This is a genomic window from Pragia fontium (assembly GCF_900638655.1).
In the GTDB taxonomy this organism is placed as follows: domain Bacteria; phylum Pseudomonadota; class Gammaproteobacteria; order Enterobacterales; family Enterobacteriaceae; genus Pragia; species Pragia fontium.
The window spans coordinates 1552090-1567491 of sequence record NZ_LR134531.1; the positions used below are offsets into that span (position 1 = coordinate 1552090).

8 protein-coding genes are annotated in these 15402 nt (G+C 47.6%); 2 read left to right on the forward strand and 6 right to left on the reverse strand.

All coding sequences use genetic code 11. The features are described from left to right. Positions 1–111: 111 nt before the first annotated feature. On the forward strand, positions 112–852 hold the full coding sequence (locus EL341_RS06825) for a hypothetical protein (protein ID WP_197723519.1): 741 nt from the start codon (positions 112–114) through the stop codon (positions 850–852). A 108-nt stretch (positions 853–960) separates the two neighbouring features. Here the strand turns inward: EL341_RS06825 and putA are convergent, their stop codons facing one another. Further along, the gene (putA, locus tag EL341_RS06830; protein WP_074821101.1) at positions 961–4935 is read right to left on the reverse strand and encodes a trifunctional transcriptional regulator/proline dehydrogenase/L-glutamate gamma-semialdehyde dehydrogenase; all 3975 of its coding nucleotides are present in this window, start codon (positions 4933–4935) and stop codon (positions 961–963) included. A gap of 618 nt (positions 4936–5553) precedes the next feature. On the opposite strand from putA, the gene putP reads away from it, so the two are divergent. Next, a complete protein-coding gene (gene putP / locus EL341_RS06835) occupies positions 5554–7044 on the forward strand; it encodes a sodium/proline symporter PutP (protein ID WP_074821105.1) in 1491 nt (496 codons plus the stop codon). 402 nt (positions 7045–7446) lie between these two features. On the opposite strand, the gene EL341_RS06840 is transcribed toward putP, so the two are convergent. The 5 genes from EL341_RS06840 to glgA form a co-directional block, all read right to left on the reverse strand. Continuing rightward, complete coding sequence (locus EL341_RS06840; protein ID WP_047780711.1) at positions 7447–8325, reverse strand: AraC family transcriptional regulator; 879 nt, start codon at positions 8323–8325, stop codon at positions 7447–7449. Positions 8326–8519: 194 nt separating this feature from the next. Continuing rightward, positions 8520–8996, reverse strand: a complete 477-nt coding sequence (locus EL341_RS06845) for an AraC family transcriptional regulator (RefSeq protein ID WP_074821109.1) — start codon at positions 8994–8996, stop codon at positions 8520–8522. 41 nt (positions 8997–9037) lie between these two features. After that, entirely contained in the window at positions 9038–11161 is a 2124-nt protein-coding gene (gene malQ / locus EL341_RS06850; RefSeq protein ID WP_126467421.1) for a 4-alpha-glucanotransferase, read from the reverse strand. A 76-nt stretch (positions 11162–11237) separates the two neighbouring features. Beyond that, positions 11238–13685 carry a glycogen phosphorylase gene (gene glgP, locus EL341_RS06855; RefSeq protein WP_047780714.1) on the reverse strand — a complete coding sequence of 816 codons (2448 nt, stop codon included), beginning with the start codon at positions 13683–13685 and terminating at the stop codon, positions 11238–11240. A 182-nt stretch (positions 13686–13867) separates the two neighbouring features. Beyond that, entirely contained in the window at positions 13868–15301 is a 1434-nt protein-coding gene (glgA, locus tag EL341_RS06860) for a glycogen synthase GlgA (RefSeq protein WP_074821117.1), read from the reverse strand. Positions 15302–15402: the final 101 nt, after the last annotated feature.

A 15402-nucleotide genomic window follows, 5' to 3' on the forward strand; every position in this document is an offset into this window, starting at 1 on the left:
ATATTTTTTTTATTGCCATCTTTATACGCTTAAATCGTTGTAAGAGTGTTATCTCGCCACTAGTATAGCCGTGTTGATATTTATTCTATTTTTTAGCAAGGAGTGCTAAACGTGCCGGTTATCTTAGTTGTTCTTATTCAAATTATGTGCGGCGTGCACGTGGTGAAAACCGGTCAGGAGCGCTATTGGCTCTATCTGATTATTGGTTTACCGGGTATCGGTTGTGCAGTTTATGCATTAGCCATTTTAGTGCCGGATTTATTGGGTAGCCGTGATGGTAAACGCCTGATTCGCCAAGCTCATGACAAGATGGATCCTGAACGTCATGTACGCATGCTGCGTGATGAATTGGTGATCTCCGAAACCAGCCAAAACCATGTGCGTTTGGCCGATGAGTTAGCGCGAATCGGCCAGATGGAAGAGGCGGTGGTTCATTATCAGAAAGCCTTAACCGGTATTTTTACCCACGATCCCGATATTATGGTTAAGCTGGCTAAGGCTCAATTTGATAGCCATGATGTCGTTTCCTGCAAGAAAACCCTGGAAACCTTGATTCAGATGAATCCTGATTATCAGTCTCAGGACGGTCATTTACTGTATGCCCGAACGCTACAGGAATTGGGTGATCTGCATAAAGCCGACGAAGAGTTTCGGGTGTTGGTTGAGTACTATACCGGTCCGGAAGCGCGCTTTCGCTATTACCTGATGCTGCGTGAAAAAGGTGAGCTGATTGGGGCAAAACATCAGCTAGAGACGATTACCGTTATGGCGCGTCGGGCGAAGCCACACTACCGTAAACTGCATAAAGAATGGCTGGTCAAAGCGAATCAGGAATTGAAGACATTTGCTTAATTTGTGTTTGAGTGTGATAAAAATAAAATGGCCGACAGAATTCTGCGGCCATTTTTTATTGAACAGTGGAATAATGCTGTCAGTGATATTTATCCCACTTCGGATACGTTAGCCAATTGTCATCAAGCTGGCGTTTCCTCCTGCGGCGGCAGTATTGATACTTAATGCCCGTTCCAGTAACAATCTCTCCAGCAGAATGTTGGTGTCACCGCTGGCAAAACCTTGTACAGACACGATTGGACCGTTACGCTGGGCAATCTGCTTGCTAACCTGTTGTAATTTATCGCTGTCGCCATGATAAATCACTGCGTCAAACAAGACATCGGTTTTGCTCCAGTCGGCAACCAAGCCAATTTGTTGACGAACTTCATCCGGAAGCGATTGGCACAGTTCCTGTCCTAAAGCGTTGTCCACTAATAGGGCTTTACAACCGCTGGCCAGAACGGCCGCCAATTGGTTCAGCGCATCGATATCGTTGTTATTCAGACAAAGTACCCGATGGCGTGGTAGCAGGGCGTAGCTGTTGCGTTCACCGGTTGGGCCGTTTAGCAGACGAACGGTTCCAGCCTGTGAATAGTCAGCATAGTTGTCACAGAGTGCGGCCAACTGGTTTTTGCCCTGTGACTGCGCCCATTGTTTAAATTGCTGTAGTGGTTGAAGCAATATTTCTTTAGTCTGGCTATCGACTTGCCGCAGCTTATCACTGCGTAATAAAGCGGTGGACAGGGCATCTTCCGGGCGCTGTGATAGCAGGCGATAGAGATACAGCGGACCACCGGCTTTAGGTCCTGTGCCGGACAGACCTTCACCACCAAACGGTTGCACGCCGACGATCGCACCGACAACGTTGCGGTTTACGTAGAGGTTACCCACCGCTGCACGCTCGGTAATTTGCGTGATGGTTTCGTCAATGCGCGTATGGATACCCATGGTTAAGCCATAACCGGCGGCATTAATTTGTTCAACAAGTTGACCAAGGTTTTCCCGACGATAGCGAATAACGTGTAGCACCGGGCCGAATACTTCTTTGGTTAGTTCATCGAAACTTTTTAGCTCAATTAAGGTTGGTTTAACAAAAGTTCCTTTTGACCAGAGCGTCTGATCGGCATCGTTGCCAAAAGCAGCCTGATAAACCGGGCGTCCTTTAGCGCGCATGGTTTCTATATGTTTTTCAATATTGGTTTTGGCCTGTTCATCGATAACTGGCCCAATATCGGTAGACAGACAGTCTGGATTAGCCATGCGACATTCACTCATAGCGCCTTTCAACATGGTGATAGTACGATCGGCGATATCTTCCTGTAGACACAGCATACGCAGGGCGGAACAGCGTTGGCCTGCGCTGTCGAAGGCAGAGGCAACCACATCGGTCACCACTTGTTCGGTTAAGGCCGAGGAGTCGACAATCATGGCGTTTAGTCCGCCAGTTTCTGCAATCAACGGTGTGGTATGACCAAAAGCGTCTAATCGTCCGGCTATGTTACGTTGTAACGTCATCGCAACTTCAGTGGAACCGGTGAACATCACGCCGCGGATACGACTGTCATTGACCAGTTTGGCTCCGATGGTTTCGCCTTTACCTGGCAGCAGTTGCACAGCGCCAAGTGGGATTCCAGCCTGATGCATCAGTTGAATAGCCTGAATCGCAATCAACGGTGTTTGCTCCGCGGGTTTAGCCAATACGGTATTACCGGCAGCGAGGGCTGCGGCGACCTGACCGGTAAATATTGCCAGCGGGAAGTTCCATGGACTGATACAGACCACCGGGCCTAATGGGCGGTGAGTATCATTACTGAAGTCATGCTGTACCAGTTCAGCGTAATAGCGTAAGAAGTCGATGGCTTCCCGAACTTCCGATATCGCATTACTGAAGGTTTTACCGGCTTCTCTCACCAGTAGGCCAATTAATGGCTGTAGCTGGTTTTCCATCAGTGAAGCGGTGCGGTTAAGCAATTCTGCGCGTTGTTCCGGTGGAGTAGCAAACCAGATAGGGGCAAAATTGACCGCGCTATTTATCGCTTGTTCTGTTTCTTGCTCGGTTGCTTCTCTAACCTCACCAACGCAGTCACGACGATCGGCAGGGTTATAGACCTTAATCGGGCTAACGTCAGCGGAGAGTTCACCGTCAATTAACGGTTGAGCCATACAAACGTTGGATACCCCCGACAGCAGCGCCGAAGAGAGTGAGGCCAGCCGATGTTCATTAGAGAGATCGAGGCCGTTAGCATTGAGGCGTACGCTGCCGTACAGGTTTCTCGGTAATGGAATTTTCGAGTGCGGCTTGCCCATTCCTCCTTCAGACAGGGATTGAGATTCAATCACTTTGACCGGATCGGCCACCAGTTCTTCCAGAGAGATGGTACTGTCAGCGATGCGGTTAACGAATGAGGTGTTTGCGCCATTTTCCAGTAAGCGACGAACCAGATAGGCCAGTAAGGTTTCATGGGTGCCTACTGGTGCGTAGATACGGCAAGGACGCTGTAGCTTACCATCTGTGTGTTTTCCCACTACGTGGTAATACAGTGGTTCACCCATACCGTGCAGGCACTGGAATTCATACTGCCCTGGGTAGTAGTTCTGACCCGCCAGATAATAGATAGCGGCCAGAGTATGGGCATTATGGGTGGCGAACTGTGGATAGATAGCTTCCGGCACCGCCAGTAATTTACGGGCGCAAGCCAGATAGGAAACATCGGTGTAAACTTTACGGGTATAGACCGGATAACCTTCCAGCCCATCAACCTGAGCGCGTTTGATTTCGCTATCCCAGTAAGCGCCTTTAACCAGACGGATCATCAAGCGGTGCTGGCTGCGGTGAGCCAGATCGATCAAATAGTCAATCACGTATGGGCAGCGTTTCTGATAGGCCTGAACCACAAAGCCAATACCGTTCCAGTTAGCCAGTTTGGGTTCAAAGCAGAGTTTTTCCAGCAGATCTAACGATATTTCTAAACGGTCGGCTTCTTCCGCATCAATATTCAAACCAATATCGTATTGGCGAGCCAGTAGGGTTAGTTCTAACAGGCGAGGATACAGCTCATTCATGACCCGGTCATATTGTGCTCGGCTATAGCGCGGGTGTAGCGCTGATAGCTTGATGGAGATACCGGGACCTTCATAAATACCGCGCCCGTTGGCGGCTTTACCAATTGCGTGGATGGCTTGCTGATAGGAGAACAGATAACGTTGAGCGTCGTCTTCGGTTAATGCCGCCTCTCCCAACATATCGTAAGAGTAGCGGAAGCCTTTATCTTCTTGCTTATGGGCATTAGCCAGTGCTTCAGAAATGGTTTCGCCGGTAACAAACTGTTCGCCCATCAGACGCATGGCCATATCAACCCCTTTACGAATCAGGGGTTCGCCACTTTTACCAATGATTCGGTTAAGGGAGGATGATAGCTGAGATTCATTATGGGTAGAGACCAGCTTACCGGTGAGTAACAGACCCCAAGTCGCGGCATTAACAAACATCGAAGGGCTTTGACCGAGATGGGCGTTCCAATTGCCGCTGCTAATTTTGTCTCGAATTAACGCATCGCGGGTGGCTTTATCAGGAATACGCAATAAGGCCTCAGCTAAGCACATTAACGCGACGCCTTCAGAGGAGGACAGGGAGAATTCCTGTAAGAGCCCCTGAACCATACCGGCTCGACCGATGCCCGTTTTCTGATTCCGCAATTTTTCTGCCAGCTTATAAGCCAATTGATGTGCGGATTCACTTTGCTCCGGTGTCAGGCGAGCCTGTTCCAGCAGGCGAGGGATCACTTCTGTTTCAGGCGGACGATAGGCGGCGGTAATCGCCGCCCGGTTAACCGATTGTGGTTGCACATTTTCGGCAAACTCGAGGAATGGTTGGTACGCCTGTTCAGGCATAACCTCCAGTGAGGCGTCATTATCCTGTGGATTGCCTCTCTCGTTGGCTGAAAGTTCAAGAGGAATATTGCCATTTTCCAACTGTTCCAAATAGTTGAAAATAGATTGTTTAATTAGCCAGTGGGGAGTGCGATCCAATGATTGGGCCGCTTTTTTTATTCTATCGCGCGTTGCTTCATCCAGCTTCACGCCCATCGTGGTCATTCCCATTCTGCTTCCTCTACGCCTGTTGTATTAAACAGGTGGTTATTATTTGTGGTTCACTCTCTTTGCTATCGATTCATGGTAAGGCGGGCAAAAGAGAGACAGAGAAAAATTGAAAATCCAATAAATGGTTATGCTGATATCAATGCATATTGCCCATTGAGAATAGGCGGTAACACCTTAATGTTGCAACTTTGTTTTAATATGGTTGCACCTGTTATGTGATCTTGATCCATATCGGTGAATAATTCTATAGAAAAGGCTTTTTTTGGAACATCTATCGTAAACTTGTAATCTATTGATAAGATATGGATAATTCCAAGCTTTTGTTCAGCGTAGTCTTAGGCAGTAATTTTTTGGTCTCGGGATAATAATGCCAAAATTGTGATCCAGTGTAATATTTTTGTAATTAGTTTGTTAAATATGTTGTTGGTTTTTTGTTTTGTTGTCTAGGATGAATGGGACCGACCAGTAGAAAGGTAGCACCTGAAGCAAGGATGAAGTGATCCATCTTCAATGGATGAAGTAATACTGAGTTAACCCAAATTTACAGAAGTGCTACCCGTAGCAGCGATATAAAAACGTTAACTTAATAATAGAAAATACGTGAATGTGGAGAGCTGCATGAACGCAAGCATACCGATGTTAGTGACCTTTGTGGTCTATATAGTGGGAATGATCGTGATTGGATTGGCTGCTTATCGGGCAACCAACAATTTTGGCGATTATATTTTAGGTGGCCGTCGTTTAGGCAGTTTTGTTACCGCATTATCAGCTGGCGCATCGGATATGAGCGGTTGGCTGCTGATGGGGCTACCCGGCGCAATATTCCTGTCGGGCATTTCGGAAAGCTGGATTGCCATCGGTTTAACCATCGGGGCTTATTTAAACTGGCGTATTGTTGCCGGTCGTCTGCGAGTACATACCGAAGTTAACCATAATGCTTTAACGTTACCGGATTATTTTACCACCCGTTTTGAAGATAAAAGCCGCGTTCTGCGTATTTTCTCTGCCGTCGTTATCCTTATTTTCTTCACCATTTATTGTGCGTCTGGCGTAGTAGCCGGTGCGCGTTTGTTTGAAAGTACCTTTGGTATGGATTACAGCACCGCCCTGTGGGTTGGCGCTGCGGCAACTATTGCCTATACCTTTATCGGTGGTTTCCTGGCGGTAAGCTGGACGGATACGGTTCAGGCTTCCCTGATGATTTTTGCCCTGATTTTAACGCCGGTGATGGTGATCATTGCCGTTGGTGGTATTGATAGCTCAATGCTGGTGATTGCGGCGAAGAATCCGGAATATCTGGATATGTTTAAAGGCTTAAACTTTGTGGCGATCATTTCGTTAATGGGTTGGGGCTTGGGCTACTTTGGTCAGCCACATATTCTGGCACGTTTTATGGCGGCAGACTCTCACCATGTGATTCATAATGCGCGTCGCATTAGTATGACCTGGATGATTTTCTGTTTGGCTGGTGCAGTGGCGGTGGGTTTCTTCGGCATTGCATTCTTCTCTAATAATCCATCGTTAGCCGGTAACGTTAGCCAAAACGGTGAGCGGGTGTTTATCGAACTGGCGAAAATTCTGTTTAATCCATGGATTGCCGGTATTTTACTGTCGGCTATTCTGGCTGCGGTAATGAGTACCCTAAGTTGTCAGTTATTGGTTTGTTCAAGTGCTTTAACCGAAGACTTTTACAAAGCATTCCTGCGTAAGAATGCCAGCCAGCGTGAGTTGGTATGGGTTGGTCGATTGATGGTGCTGTTAGTGGCGGTAATTGCCATTGTGTTGGCGTCTAATCCTGAAAACCGCGTATTGGGTCTGGTAGCTTATGCTTGGGCCGGTTTTGGGGCTGCTTTTGGTCCGGTTATTCTATTGTCGGTGATGTGGTCTGGTATGTCCCGTAATGGAGCGTTGGCAGGGATGGTTGTCGGTGCAGCAACAGTGCTTATCTGGAAACAATATGGTTGGTTTAATCTGTATGAGATTATCCCTGGCTTTATTTTCGCCGCCATTGCGATTGTTGTTTTTAGCAAGATAGGTAAAGGCCCGTCAGAGAATATGTTGAACCGTTTTAATGAAGCTGAAAAAGAGTTTCAGAGCGTAAAAGAGTAATTTATTGCGGTTGTCTTATGGCGCCGAATGGCGCCATTCTTGTTAGTTAAGTTTTATAATAGCGAAAGTTTCGTCCACTATTAGTACAGAGAATAAATAAAAATAGGAGCACGTGGCCGAGCAAAGGCGCTAAGGCGAGCGCCTCTGCACTCCGCGCCTTCGCCCCCGAATTCAGGTCGCTGTGCGACTTCCCTCCGCCCTCATTTGGGTTAACGCACCGGGGCTGATTCGTTCCAGACGAAGCAGCCCCTCGTCCCGCATCCTTGCTGGACGTGCTCCCTCATTCAGTTGTCGGCTGAATTCCAGCGCTCAATAAAAAAGACAAAAGATAAAATTCACTTATGGCACTTTTTTAACTGATTTTTATTATGTCCAATGGCGTCATTTTTACTAATATTTCATTTACCCTTTAATCGGCAAATAGATATCGGTTATCAGCTCGGCCTCTGGCGTGTCGTGAGGGTTATTCATATAGATTTCAAACGCGGGGTGGTCGGCACACTCGTAGCCGCTGGTTGGTAGCCATTGGCCATAAAAAGTTTGGTAGGCCTGATGTAGCGTGGAGTAGGGGCCAATATGACGATATTTGGCATAGCGACCGGCAGCCAGCTTTATCGGTTGAATCTGTTTGTCCGATGGTTCGCTTTCTAGCGGTTGGTTGAACTGGATACAAGCGTCGGAGCGGCATTTTTCCGGCGCGGTACCTAAAGGGTCATCATAATAGATACCCAGTCCATAACGTACTTGAGGGGCTAGCCCGCTGGCGATAGTCCAGTCCCAAAGCTGGTTAAAGGCCTGATAAATTTCCATGTAGGGGCCGTTATGTCGGATGCCATAAACCGTTTCTTCCTGACGAGTTTCAATGGTGATGTTCACGTTAATAATCTCCGTATGTATTGGTGGATAGATAAAATTAGGGCGAGAGTCGTCCGCGTTGTTACCGGCCTTGCGATACTGTGCCGGTGACAGGGAAAACTGGGTTTTGAAGGCTTTGGAAAATGACTGCGGGGTTTCATATCCTGCCTCCATAGCGATATGGGTAATCGGCAGTGAACCTCGTGCAATATGAGCCGCCGCGCGGTCTAACCGTAAGCGACGGTGGGTGTCGGCGACGGTTTCTCCAGTGAGCGCCGTATAAATACGGTGAAAATGGTAGAGTGAAAAAGCAGACTCTTTGGCCAGAAAACCAATATCTAACGGATTATCCAGATTACGGGCAATAAATGCATAGGCATGACGGATACGTTTTTGATAATCCTGTTCGGTTTTGGGCTTTTTCATTATGCTCTATTCCATTTTAAGCTTTTATTGATGATTGCGGTTTAGTGGGAATTATAGCGGCACTTTGCCACGATACTTATCCGTGGTTGCGGAAAATGCGATAGGCCGTAGTGAATAGCAAAATCAAACGCGCATCCGGCTGATAGCGGGATGCGCGTTGGCAATCTAACAATAGTCAGGGATAAAAGGCGGAATTATTTTTCGGTAATTGGAAAGTAGATATCGGTGAGCAATTGGTCTTCTGGTGTGTTCATCGGGTTATTCAAATACACCTCAAATGAGGGTTGGTCTGTTTTTTTATAATTACTTTGGGGCAGCCACTGATTATAAAATTGGTCATAGACCGTTTCCAGTGCGGCATAAGAGCCAGTATGGTGATACTTGGCATAGCAGCCACCGGTAATCTCTACCGGACGGACAATTTCAGACAACTGCTCATCTTGTAACGGTTGGTCAAGCTGCATGCAGGCATCGGAGCGGCATTGTTCTGGTGCTTTGGTTTTGGGGTTATCAAGAAAAATGGCAACCCCGTATTTAATATGGGTGGTAATTCCTTCAGCCTGAGCCCAATCCCATATTGCCTGAAAGGCTCTGTGAATTTGTGGATAGGGGCCACAATGCCTTATGCCATACACAGTAATGGTTTCGCGGGTTTCAATGGTGATATTCATGTTAGATCTCTCCATATTATTGGTGTTAGGTCACTATGGGTTTAAGCGATCTCCCGGCCTGAATGAACGGCTTTCAGTAATTCATTAACTTCCGGATGTTCAAACATCTCTTGCAGTTCACAAGAAAGCTTCCTGCGCCAGTTTGGATATTGATCGGTGGTGCCCGGAACATTAACTGGCATCACGATACCTAGCCAATCCTCCGGTTGTAACCCCACCAACAGACTGGCGGATAAAGCGATAAACTGATGAATCGCATAGCTTAACTCAGCGGTCATCATTGACATATCTTGGGGTTTTTCTGTCAATAAACCGCATTCTATTAGTGTTGCTATCAGCGCCCGTTTATTTTCTTCCCGGCTTAGCCTTAAGGCGTTATAAGTGGCTTTATCCGGGTATAAGCCAAGAGATTCTCCCAGTTCCAAATCGCCAGCGTGCCAATAGCTACGCAGGGTTGGCAGGTCGTGAGTGGTAATGGTGGCCATCGATTGAGCTGGATAGTCTTGCGGTAGCTTAAAGTGGTTAATGCCGGCCTGTTCAAAATAGAGGACTTTATAAGAGTATACACCGTACTGTTGCAGCTTATGGACGATCTCCGGTGGCACGATGCCTAAGTCTTCACCAATCACCATACATTTTTGCCGCTGACTCTCCAAGGCTAAAATAGCCAATAGGTCATCAACCGGATAAGTCACATAACCGCCCATATCTGCGGTTTCACCATAAGGTATCCACCATAAGCGTAGCAGAGACATCACATGATCGATGCGCAGCGCACCGCAATGAGTCATATTATCCCGCAGCAGATCGATAAAGGGCTGGTAGGCTCGTTGTTGGAGAATCAAAGGGTCCATTGGTGGTAATCCCCAATTTTGCCCTAAAGGCCCCAACGGGTCCGGTGGTGCACCGATGCTGGCTTTCATACGATAAAGGGTTTTATCACACCAGGTATCGGAACCGCCTTCGGCTACTCCGACCGCTAAATCTCGGTAAAGGCCAATGGCCATTCCTTGACGTTGACTCAGCGCAAAGCATTCTCCTAGCTGAGTATGTGCCAACCACTGGAGCCAAGCGTAAAAGCGAACCTCATCCGGATGTCGCTGAACAAACTGCCGCACAGCTGGATTAGCGGCGTCATGATACTCCACAGGCCAAGCCGGCCAGCCCCACATCTGCTTATTCTCTGCCGTTAGCCAGCCATGTAGGGCATCGAACTCGGCCTGTTGTTGTAGCGCTTGAGCGCAATTCTGCTGAAAATAGGCGAAGGCCTGTACCCGTTCATGGCGTTCATCTAACAGTTTAAACTGTTGGTAGGCAAGGTCTAATCCTTCCAGCTTTAACGCCATTACCTGAGGATAGTCAACCAATACGGTTTCGCGTGCTTCCCGCAGGCGTTGCTGGATGGGCTCGTTATGCAACCAATGCTGTGCCGCTTCATTTTGCTGAAACTCGGGCACCGCCATCACATCAATATAGATAATGTTCAGCCAATTGCGGGAGGAAGGGCTATAAGGACTGGCGCTTTGTGGGTTAGCCGGATATAACGCATGGATTGGGTTCAGACCGATAAAAGCCCCACCGCGTTGGGCTATTTCCCGTAGAGCGTGTTTTAAATCGCTAAAATCACCAATTCCCCAGTTAGTTTCTGAACGCAGGCTATACAGTTGAATACAGCTTCCCCATAACCGCTCGCCGTTGAGTAGGGAAGAGGGTTCAAAGCAGCGCTCAGGTGTAATAATCACTTTGCACTGCCAGTTACCTGTGGGGGAATTGAGGATTAATTGATGGTAGCCCAGCGGTAGAGATGATGGCAGGGTGATGGCGATATCGGTACTCTGAGTTTCACCGTGATAGGGCTGTTCATAAGGTAGCGCGACGAGTGATAAATCCTCTAATTGCAGATGCCATTGATATTCACCGGGCTGATTGAGGATCAGTTGATATTCACTACCATAGCAAAAAACCTTAACCGGACTAATCACGCTGTGATCAACCTGCGTCTCTGATGCCGCCATGGCAGAAAATAGCCGTTCCCGAATATCGGGATGGATAACTTCATGTTGCCCTTTGGCGTTAATATAGCTGGTGGCAATACCGGCAAGATCGAGCTTTCGGTTAGTTGCTGGAATATCACTCACTATCGGGCTGGGAGGAAGCTTGTCCATGAATCTACCTATAATGACGTCCCCTGCTGGTTTGAGCAGGGGACGTTAAGCGTTGGGGTATTCAATAATCAACCGACTACAGTCTGGTTGGTTCAATTTCCCAAATCTCTTCTGCATACTCTAAAATAGTGCGGTCAGAGGAGAAATAGCCCATATTGGCGATGTTGAGCGCTGCTTTACGTGCCCATAGGTCAGGTTTTCGGTAAAGCTTATCTACTTCATCCTGAGTGTTCACATAAGAACGATAGTCCGCCAGCAGTTGGTAATAGTCACCAAAGTTAACCAATGAGTCATACAACGCACCGTAGCGATGTGGTTCTTCAGGATTAAACACCCCGGTGGCGATTTGACTTAATACTTGATTAAGTTCGACGTCTTTTTCATAAATTTTACGCGGGTCATAGCCGTTCGCTCGTAGCGCTTCAACCTGTTCCGCGGTATTGCCGAAAATAAAGATATTGTCATCACCAACGTGCTCTTTGATTTCGATATTGGCACCGTCTAGCGTACCAATCGTCAGTGCGCCGTTCATGGCAAACTTCATGTTGCTGGTGCCTGATGCCTCGGTACCCGCCAGCGAAATTTGTTCGGACAGATCGGCAGCCGGAATAATCAACTGTGCCAAGCTAACGCTGTAGTTAGGGATAAACACCACTTTAAGTTTGTTTTTGATCCTTTCATCGTTGTTAATGACTTTGGCAACGTCATTAATTAGTTGAATAATCAGCTTGGCATTCACGTAAGAAGAGGCGGCTTTACCGGCAAAAATCACTGCCCGTGGTACCCAGTCTTCATCTGGTGCTTGCAGAATACGATTATAGCGGGCGATGACCTGTAGCAGATTAAGCAGTTGACGTTTATATTCATGAATCCGTTTAACCTGAACATCAAACAAGGCATTCGGATTAAGAATCACGTTGAGGTTTTCGGCTACATAGGTAGCCAGCTCTTTTTTATTCTGTAGTTTGACTCGTTTGATTTGATCGATAAACGCAGGGTAATCCACCATCTCATTCAAATAAGAGAGCTTACTTAAGTCGGTGCGCCAGGTTTTATCAATGGACTCATCCAGTAGGGCTGATAAGGGGCGATTAGCCAGCCCCAACCAGCGTCTGGGTGTAACGCCGTTAGTTTTATTACAGAAGTGATGAGGGAAGACTTTGGCAAAATCGGCAAATAGCGATTGAACCATTAATTCAGAATGTAGCGCTGACACGCCATTCACTTTATGACTGCCAACCACCGCTAACCAAGCCATTCGTACCCGACGACCGTTACTTTCATCGATCAGTGAAACACGGCTAAGGAGCTCCGGATCGCCAGGATAGTTTTCCTGCACGACCCGCAGGAAGTAATCATTAATTTCGAAAATAATCTGTAAATGGCGCGGCAGGATTTTACCCATCATATCCACCGGCCAGGTTTCCAGCGCTTCGCTCATCAATGTATGGTTGGTATAAGAGAAGATACGAATGGTCATTTCCCAGGCATCTTCCCAGTTAAAATTATGATGATCGATTAATAAACGCATCAATTCAGGAATAGCCAACACCGGATGGGTGTCATTTAAATGAATGGCAACTTTGTCTGCCAAATTGTCATAGGTTTCATACAGGAGCCAATGGCTGCGTAGAATATCCTGTAGTGTGGCGGAAACCAGAAAGTATTCCTGACACAGACGTAGTTCGCGGCCTGAGGAAGTTGAATCATTAGGATAGAGAACGCGGGAAACGTTTTCAGAGTTGTTTTTATTTTTTACTGCGGCAAAGTAATCGCCCTGATTAAACTTACCCAGATTAATTTCGTCACTGGCCCGTGCCGACCACAGGCGTAAGGTGTTGGTGGCGTCGGTATCATAACCGGGAATGATTTGGTCATAGGCACAGGCCAGAATTTCCTCGGTTTCAACCCAGTGGGAAATTTTTCCCTCAGTCTGAACTCGACCACCGAAGAACACCCGATAGCGTATGTCATGGCGTGGAAATTCCCAGGCATTACCGTATTCCAGCCAGTTATCCGGTGATTCTGCCTGTTGTCCGTTAACGATATTTTGTTTGAACATGCCGTATTCGTAACGGATACCATACCCGCGTGCCGGTAGACCCAGCGTAGCCAAAGAATCAAGGAAGCAGGCGGCTAAACGCCCCAAACCACCGTTACCCAGACCGGGGTCGTTTTCTTCATTGATTAATTGCTCCAGATTGAACCCCATACTATCGAGGGCCTGAGCTAAGTCATCATAAATGCCCAAATTCAATAAAGAGTTGGAGAGGGTTCTGCCGATTAAAAACTCCATGGATAAGTAGGACACCCGACGACCTGACTGTGAAAAGTGCGCGCGGGTTGAACGTAGCCAGCGCTCAACCATCAGGTCGCGTACCGAAAAAGAGATGGCGTTTAGCCAGTCGTGTTCTGTGGCTAGGGCAGGTTCTTTACCAATAACAAACTTCAATTTTTCCTGAATGCTATTTTTCAGATTTCTGATGCGTTCTTCTGGTGTTTCAAAGTTAAATTGTGAAGACATGTTTTTTATCCATATTTAATGTAGTTAGTGTTAAGGGTAAATCCATGATTTGCCTCGGAGGCCTACCGTTGTTTTTTCCAGCGGTAGGCTTGATTCCCGATGCCCTTATCCTTGTCGATAACAACAGGTCATGTCAGTTCATCGTTAAGTTACTGTTCAATGTTTCAACACAATAAGAAAAATTAACCTAATTGTTGGTACATGGCTAAATATTGTTGCGCGGCAATGTGCCAGCTAAAGTCTTTCTCCATGCCCTGACGCTGCACCCGGCGCCACTTCACCGGTTCTGACCACAGGGCAAATACCCGACGGATGGCATCGTGTAATTCATCAACTTGACTGTCGCGGAAGACAAAACCGGTGGCGGTTTTATCCGCCAGATTTTCCAGAGAGCAGTCAACAACCGTGTCGGCTAATCCGCCGGTGTGTCGCACCAAAGGAAGGGTGCCGTATTTCAAACCATAAAGTTGCGTCAGGCCGCAGGGTTCGAAACGGCTGGGGACCAAAATGACATCGGCGGCGGCAATAATTTGGTGGGCGAAGGATTCGTCATAGCCAATTTTAACCGCAACCTGTTTCGGGTACTGTTTAGCCAGCTTCTGATAAGCGTTCTGTAAATCAGCATCGCCGCTGCCCAGCAACATCAACTGACCACCAAACTCCAGTAGTTTAGGTAGCGCAGCCAGCAGTAAGTCCAGACCTTTCTGACCGCTGAGCCGACTAATGACGGCAAATAGGGGAAATTCTGACGTGATGGTTAAGCCTGCCTGAGTTTGCAGTGTGGCTTTGCATTCAGCTTTACCGGCCATTTTTCTGGGGCTGTAGTCAGCGGGTAGCAGTTGGTCTTTTTGTGGGCTCCAGATGTTGTAGTCAACGCCATTGAGGATTCCCATCAGCTTGCCATGTTGTTTACGCTGGTTAAGCAGGTTTTCCATACCAAAGCCAAATTCCGGGCGTGTGATCTCTTGCGCGTAGGTAGGACTAACGGCGGTAATCATATCAGCGTAATACAGACCCGCTTTTAGATAGGAGATTTGGCCATAAAACTCCAACCCTTCCGGCTGCATAAAGTGGGATGGTAATTCAAGCTCATGTAGATGACGGGCAGAGAAATTGCCCTGATAGGCCAGATTATGCACGGTAAATACCGAGCGAGCCGGGTAACCTCGGGCGGCAAGATAGGCACCGGCGAGTCCGGCGTGCCAGTCGTGGGCATGTACCACATCCGGTTGCCAATAGAAATCGATACCGCAGGCCAGTTCACAGGCGACCCAACCAAGCAGAGCAAAGCGTTTATAGTTATCGGCATATTCGAGTTGATCGCCGTCGTGATAAGGGCTACCTGGGCGTTGGTAAAGGTCGGGGGCATCGATGAGATAGATGCCAACGTGATTATAAACCCCGTAGCGTAGGGTTATTTTGCCAGCAAAAGTATTTTGCTCACTGACTATCGAGGTTTTGCCAATTCCTTGCAACAGTGCTGGAAAGCCGGGCATCAGCAGCCGAACTTCGGCACCTGCGGCTATCTGCGCGTTGGGGAGGGCGCCAAGCACATCGGCCAAACCTCCGGTTTTCAATAAGGGAAATAGTTCGGAACATGCGTGTAAAACTCGCATCATAACTCCTGTTTGAATATGTCTTCATAACCCTGATTGATGCTCTGTTGTTGATTAAAGCATAGCTGATAAACGTTAATGATTATCAGAGGTTGGGGGCA

What these genes read in the sequence shown, in the direction of transcription:
- putP (WP_074821105.1), top strand. Translation starts at nt 5,554, where the DNA reads ATGAACGCAAGCATACCGATGTTAGTGACCTTTGTGGTCTATATAGTG.
- EL341_RS06845 (WP_074821109.1), bottom strand. Translation starts at nt 8,996, where the DNA reads ATGAATATCACCATTGAAACCCGCGAAACCATTACTGTGTATGGCATA.
- putA (WP_074821101.1), bottom strand. Translation starts at nt 4,935, where the DNA reads ATGGGAATGACCACGATGGGCGTGAAGCTGGATGAAGCAACGCGCGAT.
- glgP (WP_047780714.1), bottom strand. Translation starts at nt 13,685, where the DNA reads ATGTCTTCACAATTTAACTTTGAAACACCAGAAGAACGCATCAGAAAT.
- EL341_RS06840 (WP_047780711.1), bottom strand. Translation starts at nt 8,325, where the DNA reads ATGAAAAAGCCCAAAACCGAACAGGATTATCAAAAACGTATCCGTCAT.
- malQ (WP_126467421.1), bottom strand. Translation starts at nt 11,161, where the DNA reads ATGGACAAGCTTCCTCCCAGCCCGATAGTGAGTGATATTCCAGCAACT.
- glgA (WP_074821117.1), bottom strand. Translation starts at nt 15,301, where the DNA reads ATGCGAGTTTTACACGCATGTTCCGAACTATTTCCCTTATTGAAAACC.